Origin of the sequence: Occultella aeris, assembly GCF_902703175.1 — a bacterium.
In the GTDB taxonomy this organism is placed as follows: domain Bacteria; phylum Actinomycetota; class Actinomycetes; order Actinomycetales; family Beutenbergiaceae; genus Occultella; species Occultella aeris.
The window spans coordinates 18,871-38,895 of sequence record NZ_CACRYJ010000063.1 but is presented as its reverse complement, the minus strand read 5'-3'; the positions used below and the strand labels follow the sequence as shown (position 1 = coordinate 38,895).

11 protein-coding genes are annotated in these 20,025 nt (G+C 70.7%); all 11 read right to left on the bottom strand.

All coding sequences use genetic code 11. The features are described from left to right. Positions 1-58: 58 nt before the first annotated feature. The 11 genes from HALOF300_RS22245 to HALOF300_RS22195 all read right to left on the bottom strand — a co-directional run bounded on the left by HALOF300_RS22245 (position 59) and on the right by HALOF300_RS22195 (position 20,022). Entirely contained in the window at positions 59-1,402 is a 1,344-nt protein-coding gene (locus HALOF300_RS22245; protein WP_156743087.1) for an MFS transporter, read from the bottom strand. Between the two features lie 308 nt (positions 1,403-1,710). Next, the gene (locus HALOF300_RS22240; protein WP_156743086.1) at positions 1,711-2,517 is read right to left on the bottom strand and encodes an isoprenyl transferase; all 807 of its coding nucleotides are present in this window, start codon (positions 2,515-2,517) and stop codon (positions 1,711-1,713) included. After that, positions 2,514-3,245, bottom strand: coding sequence for a DNA repair protein RecO (gene recO / locus HALOF300_RS22235; protein ID WP_223402963.1), 732 nt, complete (start codon positions 3,243-3,245; stop codon positions 2,514-2,516). The genes HALOF300_RS22240 and recO overlap by 4 nt, the downstream gene beginning before the upstream one ends. Positions 3,246-3,474: 229 nt before the next feature. Continuing rightward, positions 3,475-5,214 carry a 2-isopropylmalate synthase gene (leuA, locus tag HALOF300_RS22230; protein ID WP_231955695.1) on the bottom strand — a complete coding sequence of 580 codons (1,740 nt, stop codon included), beginning with the start codon at positions 5,212-5,214 and terminating at the stop codon, positions 3,475-3,477. A gap of 158 nt (positions 5,215-5,372) precedes the next feature. After that, complete coding sequence (locus HALOF300_RS22225; RefSeq protein ID WP_156743084.1) at positions 5,373-7,115, bottom strand: FHA domain-containing protein; 1,743 nt, start codon at positions 7,113-7,115, stop codon at positions 5,373-5,375. Next, positions 7,061-8,377 (bottom strand): lactate racemase domain-containing protein, encoded by a 1,317-nt coding sequence (locus HALOF300_RS22220; RefSeq protein ID WP_156743083.1) that lies wholly within the window; start codon positions 8,375-8,377, stop codon positions 7,061-7,063. Before HALOF300_RS22220 ends, HALOF300_RS22225 begins: the two co-directional genes overlap by 55 nt. Positions 8,378-8,425: 48 nt before the next feature. Further along, complete coding sequence (locus tag HALOF300_RS22215) at positions 8,426-10,690, bottom strand: transglutaminase family protein (protein WP_156743082.1); 2,265 nt, start codon at positions 10,688-10,690, stop codon at positions 8,426-8,428. Then, the gene (locus HALOF300_RS22210; protein ID WP_156743081.1) at positions 10,687-11,943 is read right to left on the bottom strand and encodes a DUF58 domain-containing protein; all 1,257 of its coding nucleotides are present in this window, start codon (positions 11,941-11,943) and stop codon (positions 10,687-10,689) included. The genes HALOF300_RS22215 and HALOF300_RS22210 overlap by 4 nt, the downstream gene beginning before the upstream one ends. Position 11,944: 1 nt before the next feature. Next, entirely contained in the window at positions 11,945-12,943 is a 999-nt protein-coding gene (locus HALOF300_RS22205; RefSeq protein WP_156743080.1) for an AAA family ATPase, read from the bottom strand. 51 nt (positions 12,944-12,994) lie between these two features. Beyond that, positions 12,995-19,087 carry a fibronectin type III domain-containing protein gene (locus HALOF300_RS22200; RefSeq protein WP_156743079.1) on the bottom strand — a complete coding sequence of 2,031 codons (6,093 nt, stop codon included), beginning with the start codon at positions 19,085-19,087 and terminating at the stop codon, positions 12,995-12,997. 170 nt (positions 19,088-19,257) lie between these two features. Beyond that, positions 19,258-20,022: an FHA domain-containing protein gene (locus HALOF300_RS22195; RefSeq protein WP_231955696.1), complete on the bottom strand. Its 765-nt coding sequence runs from the start codon at positions 20,020-20,022 to the stop codon at positions 19,258-19,260. Positions 20,023-20,025 lie beyond the last annotated feature (3 nt).

Genomic DNA, 20,025 nt, shown 5'->3' with positions numbered 1-20,025 from the left:
CCGGCCCCGCCGCTGGCGCCTTCGGGTTCCAGGCAGCACGCAGCGGCGGGACGGGCGGTCACCCCTCCCGTGCCAGAACGGTGGCCCTTGCGGGCATCCGCCGGGCCACCAGCATGCCGATCCCGAGCCCTCCGCCGGCCAACACGGTGGCTACGAGGAACGGATCAGCGGCATGCAGGGCCGGTGCGAAGCCGATTCCCACGCAGACCGCCACGCCGGCGGAACCGCCGAGCTGGTCGGCCGCCCGTTGCACCCCCGAGGCTGTCCCGGCATCGTCATCGGTCACCCCGCTGACCGCCTGGTACTGCAGGCCCACCAGGCCGAGGCCCATCCCAGCCGCGATCAACAGCATTGCAGGGACCATCGCCACCGCGCCCGCGCCGAGGACGCTCACCACCGCGATCACGGCCAACGCGGCCGCGGTCAGCGCGAGGCCCGCCAGCACGCACGTTCGAACTCCCCACCTGGCCAACAGCCGCGGGACAAGCATCGTGAACGCGATCAGCGCGACCGCCAGCGGCAACATCGTCATTCCGGCACCCATCGGACCGATGCCCAGGCGATCCTGCAGGTAGAACGTGAAGAGCAGGAACGAGGTCGACAACGCACCGCTGAGCAGCATCGTGGTCACATTCGCTGCCACCCGTGCCCGGTTCGTGAAGAACCTCAGCGGAAGCAGCGGGTTGCGCGAGCGCGCCTCCACCAGCACGAAGCCGATACCGGCCAGCGTCGCACCGGCCAGTGCTGCCGGCGCGACCCACAAGGGCGTGCCCCGCTCGCCTGCTTCGACGACACCGAGGGTGAACAGCAACGGGCAGGCGGTCAACAGCAAGGCACCAGGAACGTCCAACAGTGCGGAACCGCGGGACACAGGCCGGTCGCGCTCGACCAGGAAGAACGCTGCCAGCAGCACAACAAGGATGAACGGAACCGAGATCAGGAAGATCCACCGCCACCCCAGGTGGGCGGTGACGATCCCGGACAGGACGAATCCGAGTACCAGCCCGCAACTGGCGACTGCGGCCCATACGCTCAGCGCCCGCGACCTGCGCGGCCCTTCGGGAAACGTCAGCACCATGCTCGCCATTGCCGCAGGCAGGGCGATCGCCTCACCGGCACCCTGGAGCAGACGTGCGAGTACCAAGATCTCGAAGGACTGGGCCAGGCCCGCCAGCAAGGACGAGGCACCGAACAGCGCCGTGCCCACCAGCAGCATGCGGCGGCGACCCAGCAGGTCGCTCAGGCGACCGCCGAGCATCAGCAACCCGCCGCCGGTGATGGTGTAGCCGACCACGACCCAGGTCAGGGAATGGGCATCAACACCGAGGTCGGCGCCGATCGAGGGCAGCGCGATATTGACCACGGTCACGTCGACCGCGATGAAGAACTGCAACATCGACATCGCACACAGAATCATCCATGCGCGTGCCGAGGCCGGGCCGTGCCCGCGTGAAGAAAGAAGACTTGAGAACACCAAGGTGGTACTCCGTCGCTCAGAGAGGTTCCGAGCGGCACGAAAGGTGCCGCTCCGGTCTGGTCACGGAGCGGCTGGACGTCTCGAGAGAGTCTGTGGGACGTCCCGCCGCTAGCGGGGCGTCCTGGTCACTGCAGCGCAGGCGGCTGCGGAAGCTGCTGACATGACACCAACGCTATCAGCGAGAACGACCGACGTAGCTGCCGGCCCCATTCCTCGGTGACCCGGCCGGCGCCTCAGCCCTGCGACTCGGCCGAGCCGCTCGCGCCCGGTTTGTCGACGGCCCCGCCGTAGCGCCGGTCCCGGCGAGCGTAGGTCACCACCGCGTCCCAGAGGTCGCGGCGGTCGCAGTCCGGCCAGGGCTTGTCGATGAACACCATCTCGGCGTAGGCGGACTGCCAGATCAGGAAGTTCGAGGCCCGCTGCTCCCCCGAGGTGCGCAGGAACAGGTCCACGTCCGGCATATCGGGTTCGTCCAGGTGCCGGGCCACGGTGCGCTCGGTGATCCGCTCGGGGTCGAGCCGGCCGGCGGCCACCTCGCGGCCGATGGCCCGTACCGCATCGGTGATCTCGGCCCGCCCGCCGTAGTTCACACACATGGTCAGGGTGCAGGTGGAGTTCCCGGACGTGAGGCGCTCGGCCTCCTCGAGTTCCTTGATCACGGACCGCCACAGCCGCGGCCGACGGCCGGCCCAGCGCACCCGCACGCCCCAGGAGTTCATCACATCCCGGCGTCGGCGCAGCACGTCCCGGTTGAAGCCCATCAGGAACCGGACCTCGGACGGTGACCGCTTCCAGTTCTCGGTGGAGAACGCGTATGCGCTGATGTGGGTGACACCCATCTCGATCGCGCCCGCGACGACGTCAAGCAGCACCGCCTCCCCCGCGGCGTGACCCTCGTTGCGGGTCAGCCCGCGGGCGTTGGCCCATCGGCCGTTGCCGTCCATCACGATGGCCACGTGCTTGGGGACGAGGGCGGCGGGCACCTGCGGCGGACGCGCCCCGCTGGGGTGCGCCGGCGGGGCGACGGGCGCTGCCCTCACGCGCGCTCCACGTGCCGCAACGACTTCAGCTGACGCTCCAGATGCCACTGGGTGTACACCGCGACCAGGCCGGAGGCCTCCTTGCGGTGCCGCTCGTGGCTGACGTCCGCGTGGCCCCAGTCCCCCGCGAGCAGCGCACCGAGCAGACCCACCGTCTCCGGGGCGGGTGCTGCGGCGCCGGGCGGACGACAGTTCGTGCAGATGATGCCGCCCAGCGGGGCGGAGAAGGACCGGTGCGGGCCGGCGGCGTCGCAGCGGGCGCACTCGGTGAACGTGGGTGCCCACCCGGCGATCGCGAGGGCGCGCAGCAGGTAGGAGTCGAGCACCAGGCTGGAGGGGTGCACCTTCTCGGCCAGGGAGCGCAACGCCCCGACGAGCAGCAGGTACTGCTGGGTGGCCGGCTCGCGCTCGATCTCGGTGAGCCGTTCCGCGGTCTCGACCATCGCCGTCGCCGTGGTGAACAGGCCATAGTCCCCGCTGATGGCGCGACCGTGCGGGGCGAGCGTGTCCACCTGCGTGACGACGTCCAGGTTGCGCCCGTTGTACAGCTGCAGATCGATCACGCTGAACGGCTCGAGGCGGGCACCGAACTTCGAGGAGGTGCGGCGCACCCCCTTCGCGACGGCGTGGACCTGCCCGTGCGTGCGGGTGAGCAGCGTGAGGATCCGGTCCGCTTCCCCGAGCTTGCGGGTACGCAGCACCACGGCCTCGTCCCGGTAGAGCTTCACCCGGACATTGTCCCCCATCGCGCCGACAACGGACCGTCCCGACGCGCCCCGTGGCCCAGCGGCGCACCGGGGCATGGCGAGAGCGCCGCCCGATGGCCGGATGGGCCGGGACGGCGCTCTCACGCGGGTTCCGCACGCGGGGCCCTGGGGTGGTAGGCCTCAGCGCGAGGAACCCGCACCGGTCCACCCGCCTGGATGCGACGGGTGCCGGTGGCTGGGTGGCGCGGGCTCAGCGCACGGCGCGGTTGACCGCCGAGATGATCGCCTTGAACGACGCCGTCGTGATCGAGGGGTCGATGCCGACGCCCCAGATCACCTGGCCGTCGACCTCGCACTCGACGTACGCGGCCGCGGCGGCGTCCCCGCCCCCGGAGAGCGCGTGCTCGGCGTAGTCCAGCACCGACAGCTCGACGGAGCGCTGCGCGAGGGCGGCGACGAACGCGGCGACCGGGCCGTTGCCGCGGGCCTGGACGGTGACCTCGTCCTCGCCGTCGCGCAGGGTGGCGGTGAGCACGTCGTCGCTGCCGTCGCCGGCGGAGGAGACCTGGGTCGCGTGCAGCGCGAACCGGCCCCACGCCGTCAGGCCGTTCTCCTCGGTCGCGGGCAGGTACTCGTCGGAGAAGATCTCCCAGAGCCGCTCCGCGCTCATCTCGCCGCCGTAGGCGTCGGTGTGCCGCTGCACGATCCGGGAGAACTCGATCTGGAGCCGACGAGGCAGGTCGAGGTTCCGCGAGCTCTGCAGCAGGTACGCGACGCCACCCTTGCCGGACTGGGAGTTCACCCGGATCACGGCCTCGTAGCTGCGGCCGACGTCCTGGGGATCGACCGGCAGGTACGGCACGGTCCAGACGACGTCCGCGTCGTCCCCGCCGGCCTGCTCGATCTCCTTCTCCCGGACCGCGAAGCCCTTCTTGATCGCGTCCTGGTGTGAGCCGGAGAACGCCGTGTAGACGAGGTCGCCGCCGTAGGGGTGGCGGGGGTGGACGTCCATCCGGGTGCAGTACTCGACGGTGCGGCGGATCTCGTCGATGTCGGAGAAGTCGATGAGCGGGTCCACGCCCTGGGAGTACAGGTTCAGGCCGAGGGTGACCAGGTCCACGTTCCCGGTGCGCTCGCCCTGGCCGAACAGGCAGCCCTCGATCCGGTCCGCGCCGGCCATGACGGCCAGTTCGGCGGCGGCCACGGCGGTGCCCCGGTCGTTGTGCGGGTGCACGGACAGGGACACGTTCTCGCGGCGGCTCAGCTGCCTGCTCATCCACTCGATCTGGTCGGCGTACACGTTCGGCGTGGCCCGCTCCACGGTGGCCGGCAGGTTCAGGATGATCTCCCGCCCGTCCTCCGGTCCCCACACGTCCATGACCGCCTCGCACACCTCGAGTGCGTACTCGATCTCGGTGTCGATGAAGATCTCCGGGGAGTACTCGTACCCGAACTCGGTACCCGGGTCGAGCAGCTTCTCCGCGTAGTCCATGACGTGCTGGGTGCCCGCCGTGGCGAGTTCCTTCGTGGCGTCCTTGTCGTTGCGGAACACGATGTCCCGGAACACCGGCGCGGTCGCGTTGTACAGGTGCACTGTGGCGTGGTGCGCGCCGATCACGGACTGCACGGTCCGCTCGATCAGCTCCTGGCGGGCCTGGGTGAGGACGGAGATCGTCACGTCCTCGGGGATCGCGTCGTCGTCGATGATCGACCGGACGAAGTCGAAGTCCGTCTGTGAGGCCGACGGGAACCCGACCTCGATCTCCTTGTAGCCCATCCGGACCAGGAGGTCGAACATCTTGCGCTTGCGCTCGGGGTCCATCGGCTCGATGAGTGCCTGGTTGCCGTCACGCAGGTCGGTGGACAGCCACCGCGGGGCCACCTGGATCCGCTTGCCCGGCCAGGTGCGGTCCGGCAGGTCCACGGCGTTCGTGTCGTGGAACGGGATGTACTTCGCTACGGGCATTCCGTAGGTGGTGCGCTTGCTCATGATGGTCCTGTCGCTCGTTCGGCTGTGGGGGCCGGGCACCACAACTCCGCGACGAGGATCGGCCTAGAGGGCCTCGCCGCGGCAGGGAAGGAGCAAGCGGACAACTGCGCGCATGTTCGGCAGTGTAACCCACCCGGCGCGCGGGCCGTCCGGACGTCTCAACCCGCCGTCTCGTCCAGCAGCACCGACAGCACCACGTGGCCGAACTGCACCTCGCCTCCGACGGGAACGAGCGTCTCCTGCCACGGTTCCAGATCGGACTCCTCGCCCCCGGGCCCCTTGACGGAGGTCCCGTTCGTGGACGCCCGGTCGGTGACCCAGACCTTGTTGCCCTCGATCCGCACCGCCAGGTGGGTCTTGGAGACGGCAGGATCGTCGACCTCGAGCAGCCCTTCCACCTCCTCGCTCGAGCGTGCCTGCGGCGCGCGGCCGAGCAGGGTGGTCGCGTTCAGCGGCAGGTGCCGGCCGTCGGAGAGGAGCACCTGGATCTGCGCGGCGCGCACGGCCCGGGTCGCGTCCTCCCGGACCGGGCCGGGCACGTTGCGGTGCACGAGGCGGGTGTGCTCGACGTCGTCGAAGTCGTCGTCCTCCATGGTCGGTCCGGCGGGCGGAACGGCCGCCGACGGCGGGGGCACCGGTACGCGCGGACCGTCGCCGTCCGTAGCGGGTTGCGCGGGCAGCGCGGCGGGCGGGGCCGCAGCCTCGGCGGGCGGCTGCGCCCAGGCTGCGACGCCTGGCTGCTCAGGATGGGTGGGTGGCTGGGCCCACAGCTGCGGGTCGGCGTGACCCGGCGGGGGCACCTGCCCTGGTTGCGGTTGCTGGGCCCACGGCTGCGGGTGGGCCTGACTCGGCGGGGGCACCTGCCCTGGTTGCGGCCGCTGCGGCCACGGCTGATCGGCCATCCCCTGTTGTGCCGGTGGTGCTGCCCACTCGCCCGGCTCAGGTGGTCCGGACTGCGGCGCCTGCGCCCATGGCTGCGCGTCCGGCTGCCCCGCCTGCGACTGCTGCACCCACGGCTGCGCATCCGAATGACCCTGCTGCGGCGACTGACCTGGCTGCTGCGGCCAGGCGCCCGCTCCGGGCGCGTCGGCCATGCCCGGGTGACCTGCGGGCTGCCCCCGATCGGGTTGCCACTGCTGTGGGTCGGCCACGGCAGACGGATCCGCTGGGGTGTACCCACCCGGCGCGAACTGGCCGGCCCCGGTCGCGGCCGCAACCGGGGCCGCCGGGGCGCGCTGGCCGAGCACGACCGCGAGCAGGGAGCCGAGCACACCGAGCCCGGCGATCAGCCCGGTCGCGATCACGGCGACGGCGCCGACGGTCGGCAGGCTCGTGTCGGGATTGATCTGCCGGACGATCAGGACGACCGCGCCGGCGAGGGCGAGCACGGCGCCGACCACCCGTACGGCGAACGCCGCAGTGAACAGGGTGCCGGGCGTGAGCACCCGATCCTGGGGCCGGATCCGGCCCCACGCGGACATGGCGGCGACCAGCCGCAAGCCGGTGAACAGCACGTACCCGCCGGCGGCCATCGCGGCGACGACGAGCACGAACCCGATGATCCGTTCGGCCAGCCCGCCCATGGTGATGGCGTCGTGTCCCAGGATCAGGAGGAACCCGCCACCGGCCCCGAGCAGGACGGCCAACGCCGCGGCCATGGTGCGGGGCCACCCGCAGTACACCCGCGCGAGCGCGCCGAGCGCGTCCCGGCGGATCCGCTGCAGGGTCCAGGTGTCCGGCCAGAGGCTGCGGTCCGCGGGCGCGGCGAGGTATTCGGCCGCCCCAGCGGTCAGGCTGAGGCGGGCGCGCGGGGTTCCGGGTGCGGTTTGCAGGGTCGGCCCGCCGTTCAGGAGTGCTGCTCGTGTTCGGCGCGCTGGGACAGCTTCTCCCGCGTGGCCCACAGGCCCGCCGACGGCGTCGAGATGTAGAAGACCCGTTCGCCGTCCGGCATCGTGTTCCAGCCGTCCTGCATCACCGCCGGGTCGTAGCGAGCCAGCGCCTCGGACAGGTCGAGGTAGCCGTAGCCGACCGACTCGATGTCCTCCTTGGTCAGGTGCCCGGGTGCGTAGGTGATCGTGAACCGGCCCTCGGAGGAGCCGTGCACCAGGTGTGCGGTGCCGTGCGGGATGTCCTGCATGTCCGCCTCGGTCTTGTACAGCTCGAGCACCTCGCTCTTGCTGAGGTAGCCGTACTTGCGGATCAGCGCATCCACCTCGGGCTGTTCCCCGAACCGCTCGACGCCGGGCGCGATCACCACCAGCTCACCGCCGTCGGCCATCGCCATCCGGGTGCGGTACACGGCCTTGTTCGCGACCCAGGTGGCCCGGAACTCGTCCTCCTGCATGACGGCCACGATCTTGTCCACCGGCTCGTCGAACTGGGTGATGTTCTGGCCAAGGCTGGAGCGCGCGGCCGCGAAGTAGGTCTCGACGTCGTCGCCGACGAACACCCCGGAGTGTGCGAGCGTGCCGTCCTCGGCGTAGTCCATGACGACCTGCAGGTACACGTCCGGCAGGTCGGCGAGGAAGTTCTCCTCCGCGTAGTTGAAGCAGGCTCGCACCGGGGTGAGCAGGTTGCCGAGGTTGTTCTCGATCCCGTACACGGCCGAGGCCATGTGCGAGGCGCCCAGGGTGCGCTTGCCGCCGAGCCCGATGAAGTAGTTCTTGTTGTGGTTCGCGAAGCCGAGCACCTCGTGCGGGACCACGTGCCCGATGTTGATGATCAGATCCCACTTCTCGGTGACCGTCATCGTGTTCAGGTCGACCGGGATCTCCCAGTCCACGGCACCTCCGGTGCGCTCGGCGACGAACTCCGCGGGCACCGTGCCGACGTTCGTGACGCCGTTCTTCCAGTCGTGGGCGTGGATGCGCTCCTCGGGGATGGACCCGAACATCCAGGTGTTGTCCTGTGGCGTGTGTGGCACGTGCTGGCCGAGCGTGGGGATCACGTGGACCTCGGCGCCGACCTCGTCGAGGCGGTGATAGAGGTACTCGGTCATCCAGCCGACGCCGGCGTGCGCCCGGGTGATGTCCGGCGGCAACAGCAGGACCCGCTGGTAGGAATCGATGCCGAGCCGCGCCTTCGCCTCCGCCAGAAGCTTGTCGCAGAGGACCTCGATCTCGGGACGGGAGATCCACCGCTTCTGAAGTTCGAACCACACCATGGCGCCACCTTAGCCGGACCGGCGGGGCCCGTCGGCGACGGTCCGGTCTCAGGTCCGACGGCGCAGCGAGCGTAGCGAGAAACGTGCCCGCAGGCGCTGGCGCCGGTTCACTCCGTGCCGGAGCCGGTCGGTGGCCGTGCCGACGTCCTGCCAGTACGCCACGGCGTCGGCGTCCTCGGCGGTTTCCGGCGCGAACACGCTCGCGTCCGCACGCCGGGCGAGCGCCACCGTCGCCGCAGCCGGGAAGGCCTCGTCGAAGCTCGCCGCGGCCTCGCGCCGGGTCGACCCGCGCCCGTGCGTGACACCGAGGTCGACCGCCTGGTCCTCGACCTCGGACCAGCCTCCGGCGATGCGCTGCACGGGTGCGCCGCGCACCCGACGGCGCTTACGCCGTCGGGCCTTGAGCGCAGCGATCACGAGGAACGGGCTGAGCAGCACCAGGATCGGCACGCCGACGGCGGCACCGATGAGGAGCCAACGCACGAAGGACTGCTCCTCCTTCATCTGCTGGTCCTCGACGTCGGCGTCATCCCGGTCCTGCGGCGGCACGTCCGGCGGCTCCTGGGGGGGCGGCGGCGGCTGGAGCACCTGCGGCTGCGGCCGGTCCACCGGGTCCGGGTCGTCACTCTGCGGGATCTGGTCCTCGTCCGGCGTCGGGAAGAACGGCAGCCAGCCGGCGCCGTCGAACGGCACCTCCACCCAGGCGGTCACGTCGTCACCGGTGATCGCGACGGAGCCCGAGTCGGACCCGGTGGGGACCTCGAAGCCCATCACCACCCGAGCCGGGTAGCCGAGCTCGCGGATCATCAGCGCCATCACGGCGGCGTACTGCTCGTCGTCGCCGACCATCTGCTCGCCCTCGAACATGCTCAGCAGCCGGGCGGCACCGTGCCCGGGACGGGACGGCACCTCCCCGACGAGCCCGTGCGAGAAGAAGCCCTGCGTGCTCAGGGCGCTCGCGATCGCCTCGACCTTGGCGTAGTCGGAGTTCGCGTCCGCGGCCCACTGACCGGCCAGGGACCCGATGATGTCCGGAACGTTGCGTGGCGCGGGCTGGGCGATCCGGGACGCCACGAGCTGGGTGACGTCCTCGGGCTCGGCGCCCGCGGGGGTGGAGAGCAGGTCGTAGGCGTCGCCCTCGGTCAGCCCCGCGGTGACCAGGCCGGTGTCGGTGGCGGAGTTGTAGTAGAAGGAGTCGGTGAGCGCGTCGGTGTCGCCGGCGGTGAAGTCGACGTCCAGGGTGTTGCCCACGTTCGGAAGCCACACGCCGCGGTAGTCGCCGACGGCCACCGAGGTGCTCGCGGCGTTCTCCGGCACGTCGACGGCGATCCGCTCGCCTGTGCGCATGAACGCGCCGGTGCCCGCACTGTCCCCGCCGGCGACGTTCCAGACCGTGCCGTTGTAGGCGTCCAGGGCGGCCAGGCGGATCCGTTCGGTGCCGCCGGGCAGGCCGTCCACCGTGAACACGGTGTCCTCGGCCTGGTCGTCGACGAAGTTGCGGAACCCGGCCAGGGGGCTGGAGTAGTCCTGCGGGTCCGGCGGCGGGTCCACGAAGTCACGCAGCACCACGCGGGGGGTGCTCGGGGCCGCGAACACCGACGCGCTCGTGCCACCGAGGGCGGCCAGGCCGAGCACGATGGAAGCCGCGAGCACCCGGTTCGGCTCGAGGCGGTCCGCGCGCCACGCGACCCAGGTCAACGAGATCAGCACCCCGGCCACGCCGAGCACCCCGGCCAGCACGGAGAGCCGGGTGCCGAACAGGATCGAGGCGATCAGCACCAGGGCCGGCGGGATCAGGGAGAGGCTGTAGTGCTTGGCGCGCAGCGAGATGGTGACCGAGATCAGTGCCCCGAAGAAAGCGAGCACGTAGGGCAGCAGGAGCAGCCCGCCACCGGTGCCCAGCGGAGGGTCCAGGGTGAGGACGGACTTCCAGACCGTGACCATGCCCAGGCCCATCACCCGCCAGGTGGTGGGGGTGGGCAGGATCCCGGCGATCGCGGTGGTCGGGGCCGCGAGCGCGCCGCACAGGAAGAACGCGACCAGCGCCACGGCGAGCACGGTCAGGGTGCTCAGCCGGCGCATCGCACCGAGGACGGCGATGCCAGCGCCGAGCACCAGTCCCCCGATGACGGTGATGTACAGGTGGCCGGTCAGGTAGACCTGCTGCAGCGGCGCCAGCGCCATCGCGAGCAGCACCACCGGGACGACGGCGTTGATCACCCTGGCTCGGGTGAACCAGTTGAACACGGGCAGAGGGCCGTTGCTCGGCTCGGGCTCGGCCACCTGGACCGGGTCCATCACGGGGGCGCTCATCGTTCGAGCTTCCGGAAGCCGCGGGGCAGGTCCTCCAGGGCGCCCAGCTCGAGCACGGTGACCGAGCCGAGCCGGTGCACGGACGGCTCGGCGCCGAGGCGGGCCTGGATCGCCAGCGCGCGCACCCCGACGGGCAGCACGGCGCCGGCAGCACGGATGTCCCGTGCGGACACGCTGGAGCCGCAGATCAGCACCGCGACCGTGGCGCGCAGGACGTCGCGGGTGATGGTGCGGGCCATCTCCACGACGGTGGTGGGCGACTTCACGGTCTCGAGCCGGGTCAGCTCGTCGAGGAACAGCCGCGGCGCGGAGGTGCGGAGCACCTCGTGGGAGGTCATCGCGGTGAGCTGCTTCTCGCTGTTGAGGGCCTGCAGGCCAAGGGACCCGACGGCGGAGATCGCCAGCTCGAACTCGTCCGGGTCCGCGTAGTCGCGTTCCTGGGCGGAGATCGCGAGGACCAGGTGGGATCGGCGGGTCTCCTCGAACTGGCGCACCATGAGGGTCCCGGTGCGGGCCGATGACCGCCAGTGCACGTAGCGGCGGTCGTCGCCGGGGACGTATTCCCGCAGGGCGTGGAAGGACAGGTCCGCGTTCGTGATCTCCCGGGTCTCGCGGCCCTCGAGGTCGTGCAGGAAACCGGCCGCGGAACCGCCCATCCGGATGGTGCGCGGGTGGACGTAGAGCTCCTCCGGCTCGGTCCACAGCACGGAGCGGCGGATCAGCCCGAGCGGGTCGCCGCGCACCGAGGACACCGGTCCCACGACGATGACGCCGCGGCGGGTGGTCGGGATCGCGAACAACTCGTCGTGCTCGCCCTCGGGCGGCAGCCCGGGCAGGGCGAAGCTCGCGCGGGTGGTCCCGACCGGGAGCTCGATGCGCGCCGGCAGAACCGCGGAGGTGGAGGTGTTGCGGATGTCGATGCCGCCCATGGCCCGTTCGCCGACCACCACGCGCCCCTCGCGCAGGCGCAGGCTGATGGCGTAGGGGTGCCGGCCGATCGCGAAGATCGCGGCCCCCAGCAATGCGAACACGAACCCGGCGCCGAGGACGATCAGCTCGATCCAGTTCAGCGAGAACCCCGCCACCAGTGCGACGATGCCGGCGCCGAGGACCACCCAGGCGGCCCGGGTGATCCAGGTGAGGACGCTCGAGGTCCGCCTGACCTGGGTCACCAGACCCGCCACCACCCGGGTGACCGAGCTGGTGGTGGAGTTGATCGAGCGCGGGGCGCCCTCGGTACCGAATCCGCTCACGTCAGGAGGTCACCGATGCCCGCTGCGCCGGCGGTGCCACCTCGGCGAGGATGCGGGTCAGCGAGGTCCCGGCCTGGGCACCCTCGAACTCGGCCTCGGCGTCCAGGACCAGCCGGTGCGCGAGCACGGGCTCGGCGAGGGTCTTGACGTCGTCCGGGATAACGTAGTGGCGGCCCTGCGAGGCGGCCCAGGTCTTGGCGGCGCGGACCAGTGAGAGCGCCCCACGCACGGACACCCCGAGGGCGATCTCCGGGGCACGGCGGGTGGCCTCGGCGATCTGCGTGACGTAGGAGAGCACGGCCGGGTCGACGTAGACCGAGGCGGCGAGGTCGGACATGTCCACCACGGCCGAGCCGGTGATCACCGGGCTCAGGGTGGCCGAACGGTCCCGGATCGCGCTCCCGGCCAGGATCGCGATCGTGGCGTCGGTGTCCGGGTAGCCGATGGAGGAACGCATCAGGAACCTGTCCAGCTGGGCCTCGGGCAGCCGGTAGGTGCCGGCCTGCTCGATCGGGTTCTGGGTGGCCAGCACGATGAACGGGCGGCCCACCTCGTGCGGGATGCCGTCGACCGTGACCCGGCCCTCCTCCATGACCTCCAGGAGCGCGGACTGTGTCTTCGGGGAGGCCCGGTTGATCTCGTCCGCGAGGACGACGGAGGCGAAGATCGGCCCCTTGTGGAACTGGAACTGGTGGGACTCCTGGTCGTAGATCGTCACGCCGGTGACGTCAGAGGGCAGCAGGTCCGGGGTGAACTGGATCCGGCTGTGCGAGGCCTGCACGGTCGCCGCGAGGGCGCGGGCCAGGGACGTCTTGCCGGTGCCCGGGTAGTCCTCCAGGAGCAGGTGCCCGCTGCTGAGCAGGCACGTGAACGCCAGGCGCACCACGTGCGGCTTGCCGAGCACCGCCTGGGAGACGTTGCCGACCAGCCGTTCGAAGGTCTCCGCGAACCAGCCCGCCTGTTCGGCGGTCAGGGGGGCGCGGGTATCAGTTGCGGTCATGAGTCCTTCTGAGGGTGATCGGTTGGTCGGAGCGGGTCGGGCGTGACCCAGCTACCAGTTGCTCGTGCCGTTGTAGTCGTGGCTGTTCCCGTTCAGGGTCCAGTGGATCTGCCCACCACAACCCTGCCCATAGTGCGCGCCCGGCACCACGTTGCCGGTGCCGCTCAGTGACCGCCCCGCGTAGTTGCGGTCGATGGAGCACCCGGTAGCACCGCTGGAGTAGAACGAGATTGCATAGTTATCGGAGGGCAGGTTCTGGTAATTGATGCGGATCTCATAGCAGCTGCCGCCACCTTGTTCGCAGGTGATCGGATTGCCATGCACGACGTTGATCGACACCGGCGGCGTCGGGTCCGCACCGGCCCGTTGGGTCTTCTGGGCCGTGTTCGTACTCCACTGCTGGTGTTCGTTCTGGACCTCAACCTGCAGGGTGTGTTCCTGCTCCCAGTTGCCCGTCCTGGTGGCGGAACCGGTGCGGCCGCTCACGGTGGTCCAGGCACCCGACGTTCCCCACCGCCACCGAGTCGCGGTGATCTGTGCGCCGTTGTCGGACGCGGGTGCCGTCCAGGAGAAGTTGACCCGTTGCCCGTTCGCGGAGGAGGTGATATTCACACCGCTGGCACTCGGCGGACCGTATGTCGAGAACGACCCCGACGCCGCGCTCCACGCCCCGCAGTAGTTGTTGCAGGCACGCACTCGCACCGTGTACGACGTGCCGTCGGCGGGCACGGTGATGACACCGCTGCTCGGCAGCGACTGGGCGCCGCCCCCGGAGAGGCTGTACTCGTACCGGCCGATCGCCTGCCCGTTGTCCGCCGGCACCCCGTGGCTCACCGTCGCCCGCTGATCCTGACCCGTGGGCGCCGCGCTGACCCCTGTGACCTGACCCGGCTGCCCGAAGGAGGTCACCCGGTTCGACGGCGCGGACGCCGGAGACGGGCCGGACCGGTTCTCCGCGACCACGGTGAACGTGTAGTCGTGGCCGTTGTCCACCTGCACCTCGCGGGAGGTGACCGAACCGGACAAGCTGATCGGGGCCCCGGGGTTCCCGTCCTGGATCACGGTCAGGTAATACGCGCTGATCGCGTCACCGTTGTTGTTCGGCGGCGTCCAGCTGACCGTCAGTCGACGCCCGTCGGGGTCGTCGACCCGGTTCGCCTGCGGGGCCGCCGGCTGCAGCGGCGGTCCGGACGGGTACTCGCCCTGGGACCAGCCGGACCAGTCGCCGGGATCGGGCGCGTCGTTGATGGCACGCACCCGGAACGTGTAGGTCTGGCCGTTCGTCAGCCCGGTCCACGTCATCGAGGTGCCGGTCACCGACTGCTGGCTGGTACCACCCGTGGCCGGGGAGATCTGCACGTCGTAGCTGGTGATCGGGGTGCCCTCGTTGACCGGCGGGGTCCAGTTCACCACGAGCTCGCCGTCGCCGTACTCAAGGGTCGGCGGTGCCGGCTGCTCCGGCTTCACGTCGGGGATGGCCTCCCGCGAGGCTGCGCTCGCGTCGGAGTCCCCCACCTCGTTGGTCGCCACGACGGTGAACGAGTACACGTTTCCGTTCGTCAGGCCACCGATGGTGCAGGTGGTGGTCGCGCAGGTCTGGCTCACCCCGCCACCGGAGACGGTGTAGCCAGTGATCGGCGCGCCGTTGTCGTTCGGGGCGGTCCAGGACAGGACCACCTCGCGGTTGCCCTCGGACTCCACGAGCGGCACGTACGGCGGGTCCGGCCGGCCGAGCACCGCGGCGCTGATCTGGGCCTCGACGACGCGGTCGGGGTCCCCCGTCACGTCCACCACGGTGTAGCTGGCGAGCAGCCGTCCGTTGTACTCGGGGGCCGGCGTGATGACCACCTGGTTGCCCGAGACCGTGGCCGTCCCGGAGCCCTGGATCACCTGCGCACTCAGGATCGTGCGCTCTTGGTCGGGGAACGGGTTCGAGTCGTTCGCCAGGACGTCCACGCCGGTGGACTCGCCCTGGTGGATCTCACCCGCGTCGTCGTCGTTGGCGACGATCAGCTCGCGGGTGCTCCCCGTCGCCGTCAGGGTGACGGTGCCGGTGACCGGCTCACTCTCGCCGTCGGTGACGCTGATGATCAGGTCGACGACCGCGCCCTTGGCGGTGTCGTCGTGGGCGCTGACGGTGAGGATCACGCCGTCGGTGATCTCGGCGTCGAACCCGTCGACCTGATCGACGATCGTGTAGTCGAGGAGCCCGGAGTCGCCGTCGGGGTCCTCCGCCAGCCGGGACAGGTCGAGCGAGACCTCCTCGCCGCCGACCTCGGCGGACAGGGAGCCGGCCCGCATCCGCGGCGGCTTGTTCTCGTCGGAGGTGACGGTGATGTCGAGCGTGAGCACCGACGTCAGGATGCCGTCGGCGTTGATGTCCGCGGCGTCGGTCACCTCGAACGTCAGGGACGCGGCGCCCACGTAGTTCGGATCCGACGTGTACTGCAGCGTGGTCGCGTCCACGACCGGGTTCGACCCGTCGGAGTTCGTGGCCCGTGCGTTGGTGGTGTCCGCGAGCTGCACCGGGTCGCCACTGAGCGCGACCACGTAGTCCTCGAGCGGCAGGTCGATACGCTCGCCGGCCAGCACTTCGATCGCCGGCGCGTCCGGCCGCAGCACCGGGCCGGTGTCGAGCAGCCCGGGTACGTCGATGAACGCGTAGGAGCTCAGTCCGTCCTCGTCCGTCACCTGGTAGGTGACCACCTGACGGCTGTCCGCGAGCTGGATCCGGACGTTGTTCCCGACGGCCTGGGCGGAGTCGTTGCCGGCCGGGATCGAGACGTCCAGGCCCTCGACGGACCCGTCCGGGTCGGTGTCGTTCTCCAGCACGATCACATCCACGACGGTCTCGCCGAGGATCGCACTGGCCGGGACCACGTCGTCGACCGCCACCGGGGGCTGCGGGGCGTGGTCGGGGTCGACGATCACGGTGAGCGCACCGGTGTCGGAGCCGCCGTGCCGGTCCGTCACGTTGTAGGTGACGATGTAGGTGCCGGGCTCCGTCGGGGAGTCGAACGCGACCCGGCCGTCCACGAGGGACAGCTCGAGCCCGCCCATGTCGGCGAACGCGGGGTCGTCGAAGTACAGCTGGTCGCCGTCGGGGTCGGTGTCGTTCGCGAGCGGGTCCGCCTGGATCGCACGCCCGGGTCGCACGGTGATCTCGTCCGGCACGGCCACCGGGTCCCGGTTGGAGTCCGGCGGCGGGATCACGCCGACCGTGATCGGCGCGGTCGCGACGAGGCCGAGCCGGTCCCGGACCGTGTAGCTGAAGGTGTCCGTGCCGGCGGAGTCCGTGTACGGCTGGTAGTCGAGGTAGGTCGGTCCGGTCGCCACGATCCGGCCGAGCTGGGGCCCCTCGTTGACGCCGAGCAGCTGCACGGAGTCGCCGTCCGGGTCGATCCCGTAGGTGTTGATCGGGATCCGGATCCGCTCCCCGGAGAACGCCCGGGTCTCCACCGGCTCGGGCACCGGCGGGCCGTTCGCGTCGTCGGAACGTGCCTGCACATAGATGGTGATCCGGGCCGAGCCGACCCGGCCGGCCTCGTCCACGATCGTGTAGACGGCGGTCACGGTGCCTGCCTCGGCCGGGGCCTGGAACCGGACCACGTCACCGGCCACGAACATCAGGCCCTGGCCCTGCGCCGGGGCCTCCTCGAGCTCGGGGACGAGTTCGAAGGTGAGGCCGTTCGGGTGGGTGTCGTTGGCCAGGACCGGGATGGTCACGTGGTCCCCGGCGCGGACCCGGGCGACGTCCTCCTCGGCCACCGGCGGCTGGGAGACGTCGGTGCCCGTCATCGGGAGCACCTGCACCTGGCCTGGCGAGCTGGCGAGACCGTTGGAGACCGTGTAGCCGATGGTGAACGGCGCGCTCACGGTCCGGGTCGCGGTGACCCGCAGGATCCGGTGCTCGAGCACGGCGACCTGCAGGCCAGGGATGTTCGGGACGTCGATCTGCTGCACGGCGAGCACCCCGCCGTTGGGGTCGGAGTCGTTCTGCAGGACGTCCACGAGCACGGAACCCAGTGGCGGCAGCAGGGCGGTGTCCGCCACCGCGATCGGCGGGGTCTCCTCCGGTGCCCGCACGTTCACGCGGATCAGGCCGGTGGACTGTTGGCCGTCGTCGTCGGCGAGGATGTAGGTCAGGTAGTAGTCCCCCGCTGCCTCCGCGGTGAACGTGAACGTGCCGCCGTCCATGTCCGGGACGATGACGGGGCCGCCGTTGTCCGCGGTCACGTTCGACATACGCAGCGGCCGGTTGTTCGGGTCGAGGTCGTTCACCAGGGGCTTGACCGTGATGGTCTCGCCGACGAACGCCGTGGCGAAGTCGAACACCGCCTGCGGTGGCGCCGGCGCGTCCGGGAGCACCTCGACGTCGATGGTCACCTCGGCGGTGTCCCGGCCGTCGCTGACCAGCACGACGACCTGCTTGATCCCGGTGGCAAGACCCGGATCGGTGATCGTGACCGAACCGTTCGGGTTGGCCAGCACCACGAGGCCGGCGGCCTCCCGCGTGCCCTCGACGAACATCGAGTCGCCCTCGGGGTCGCGCACGTCGTTCATCACGTTCACCGTGACGCTCTGCCCGGCGGCCACCCGCGCCGTGATCTCCTTCTGCTGCTCGGGAGCACTGTTCACCGAGTTCGGCTGCACGGTCAGCTCGACCGTGGCGGTGTCGGTCCCTCCGGTACGACCGTCGTCGGCCGTGTACTGGAAGCTCGCGGAGCCGCTGGCGCCGTCGGCCACCCGGATCTGCAGGGCCCGCCCACCGAGGATCGCCTCGACGGTACCGAACGTCTCCGGGACGGCGTCGAACGCCGACGCGATCAGCAGGTCACCGTCCGGATCGGAGTCGTTCTCCAGGACCGGCAGCACGACCGTCGCGCCGGCGCGCACCCCGAACGAGTCCGGCTCGGCCGACGGGGGCCGGTTCTCGGCTTCGCGGTCCAGTGGGACCTCCTGCTGCTCGAGGTCCTGGGACTCCTCCTCTTCCTCCTCCTGGTCCTGCGGAGGGGTGACGTCCTCCCAGTTGTCGACCAGGATGAGGGCGTCCTCGATCATCCAGGAGTTGCCGCTACTGAGCTCGTTGAGGACCACGTGGCCGCGGTTGGTGCGGAACTTCAGCTCGCCGCCGGTAACCCCGTCGATCGGGAGCTCGACGGGTGCCGCGTCGCCGCAGGTGCGCAGGTAGGTGCCCGCGCCTCCGGCCCAGGCGCCGTGGGTGCACCCGGAGATCTGCATCGGCGCGGCCGGCTCTCCCGGGGTCTCGACCGGCAGCACCACGGGGTCACCGCCCCGCAACGGAACCCGCACGAGTGCGTCGGAGGTGGCCAGGGCCACCGAGTCGCCGCTCGGGCTGACGCTCTGCAGCGTCGCGGAGGCCGCGTCGATATCCAGGCCGGACAGGTCGACGGCGTCCCGGCCGGGCTGCAGGAGGGTCAGGCTGCCGTCGTCCTCGGCGTAGGCGAGGATCACCGGGTCGGTGCCGACCGCGGTCATCTGCACGTCCGCGCCGCTGAGGAGTTCGGAGTCGATCTCGGCGACCTCGGGTTCGTCACCGGCGGCCCGGCCCTGCGCAGTGAACGTGTGCAGGGTGCCGTCGAGGACATCCAGGCCGAAGGCGGTGCCGTCGTCGGCCACGGCCTGCACGGCGCCCTCACCGAGGACGGCGGTCGGATCCTCGGTCGACTCCTCGAGCACGGCGAGCTGGTCCAGGCCGAGGACCCGGTACTCCCCGGTCTCCTCGATGAGCACGCCGAGCGTGTCGTCACCAAGGCCGACGGTCGAGCCGGACGGCAGCTGGACCACGCCGCCACCGACGGCCACGTTCGCGGTCGAGACCCGCTGCAGGGTGTTCGAGTTCAGGTCGCGCAGGAACACGACGTCCTCGCGCTGCAGCACATCGATGTTGGAACCCGGCGCCGCAAGGCTCGCGTCGATCGCCTCGATCGGGTAGTTCAGCCGGCCGACGAGGATACTGTTGTTGTTCGAGACCCAGACCCCGCCGTCGTTGAGCTCGACGTCGGCCGTGGCGACACCCTCGTAGTTGAGGCTGAGTGCGACGACCGTGCCGACCACGAGGGAGATCACGGTGGCGCTCGCGATCTGGCGCTTGTTGCGCGCCAGACGTGACGTCAGTCTCAAGGTTGTCCCCCCACAGGTACCGGATTCGTCGGAGACTGGCCGAGTCTCCGGGGCATAGGGTACCTGCCGCTGCTGAGTGCGCCCAAGGGTGAGACGCCCGATCGGGCGCGATCTCGGTCACACCGCGTCGAACCGGTGCCGAATCGGCCCGGCCCGGCGGTCGCGAAGGCTCAGGTGGCGCTCGTGGCGCTCGCCGCGCTCGCGGCCTTCTCCTTCTCGGCCTGTTCCGCCTTCTCGGCCTGCTCGGCGGCGTGCGCCTCGGCGTTCGCCTCGAGGAGGTCCAGGTCCGCGGCCACCACGATCCGGGATGCGACGGCGTGCTCGACGAGCCGGGCCCGACGGTTCACGGCCAATTGCTGCTGCCCGCCGCGCAGCCCGCGCACGCCGTGCCGGGACAGCTTCTCGCAGACGTTGTCGAGCTTCCGGTTGAACCGGGTGATGACCCAGCCGAGCCGGGCGGCCGCCTGCGCGGAGGTGGGGATGGACGCCGTCGAGCCCCTTCCGCGCAGCACCGGTTCGGCGAGCGCGATGATGAGCAGCTTCTGTGACTCGGTGAGCGTGACCGGCCCGATCGTGGTCTCGCCGACCTGCGTCCGCTCGGGAGTGGAGGACTCGAACGTGGGCGAGTCGCCGACGATGCCGAGCTCATAGGTGGTCGGTCCGGCCGTGAACAGCACCGTCGTGTGCGCGAACACCAGCGGCAGTCGCGCACCGGGCGCGAGCCAGGCCTGCATGTTGCCGTCGGAGTCGGACACGGTCGCCGAGAGCCGGCTGCCGACGTTCTCCAGCCACCACAGGTCATCGTGGTGGGAGATCGTCAGGAACCGGCGGTGCAGGTACGGGTTGTCGTCGATCTCGAGGTTGCCCTCGCGGCCGATCTGGAAGGTGTCATCCTCCTCGACGCCGAACCATTCGCCACAGAATTCCACCTGCATGCT

Coding starts and splice junctions, on each gene's coding strand:
- HALOF300_RS22245 (WP_156743087.1), bottom strand. CDS start 1,402: ATGTCGATGTTGCAGTTCTTCATCGCGGTCGACGTGACCGTGGTCAAT.
- leuA (WP_231955695.1), bottom strand. CDS start 5,214: ATGAGCAAGCGCACCACCTACGGAATGCCCGTAGCGAAGTACATCCCG.
- HALOF300_RS22220 (WP_156743083.1), bottom strand. CDS start 8,377: ATGGTGTGGTTCGAACTTCAGAAGCGGTGGATCTCCCGTCCCGAGATC.
- HALOF300_RS22215 (WP_156743082.1), bottom strand. CDS start 10,690: ATGAGCGCCCCCGTGATGGACCCGGTCCAGGTGGCCGAGCCCGAGCCG.
- HALOF300_RS22205 (WP_156743080.1), bottom strand. CDS start 12,943: ATGACCGCAACTGATACCCGCGCCCCCCTGACCGCCGAACAGGCGGGC.
- HALOF300_RS22195 (WP_231955696.1), bottom strand. CDS start 20,022: ATGCAGGTGGAATTCTGTGGCGAATGGTTCGGCGTCGAGGAGGATGAC.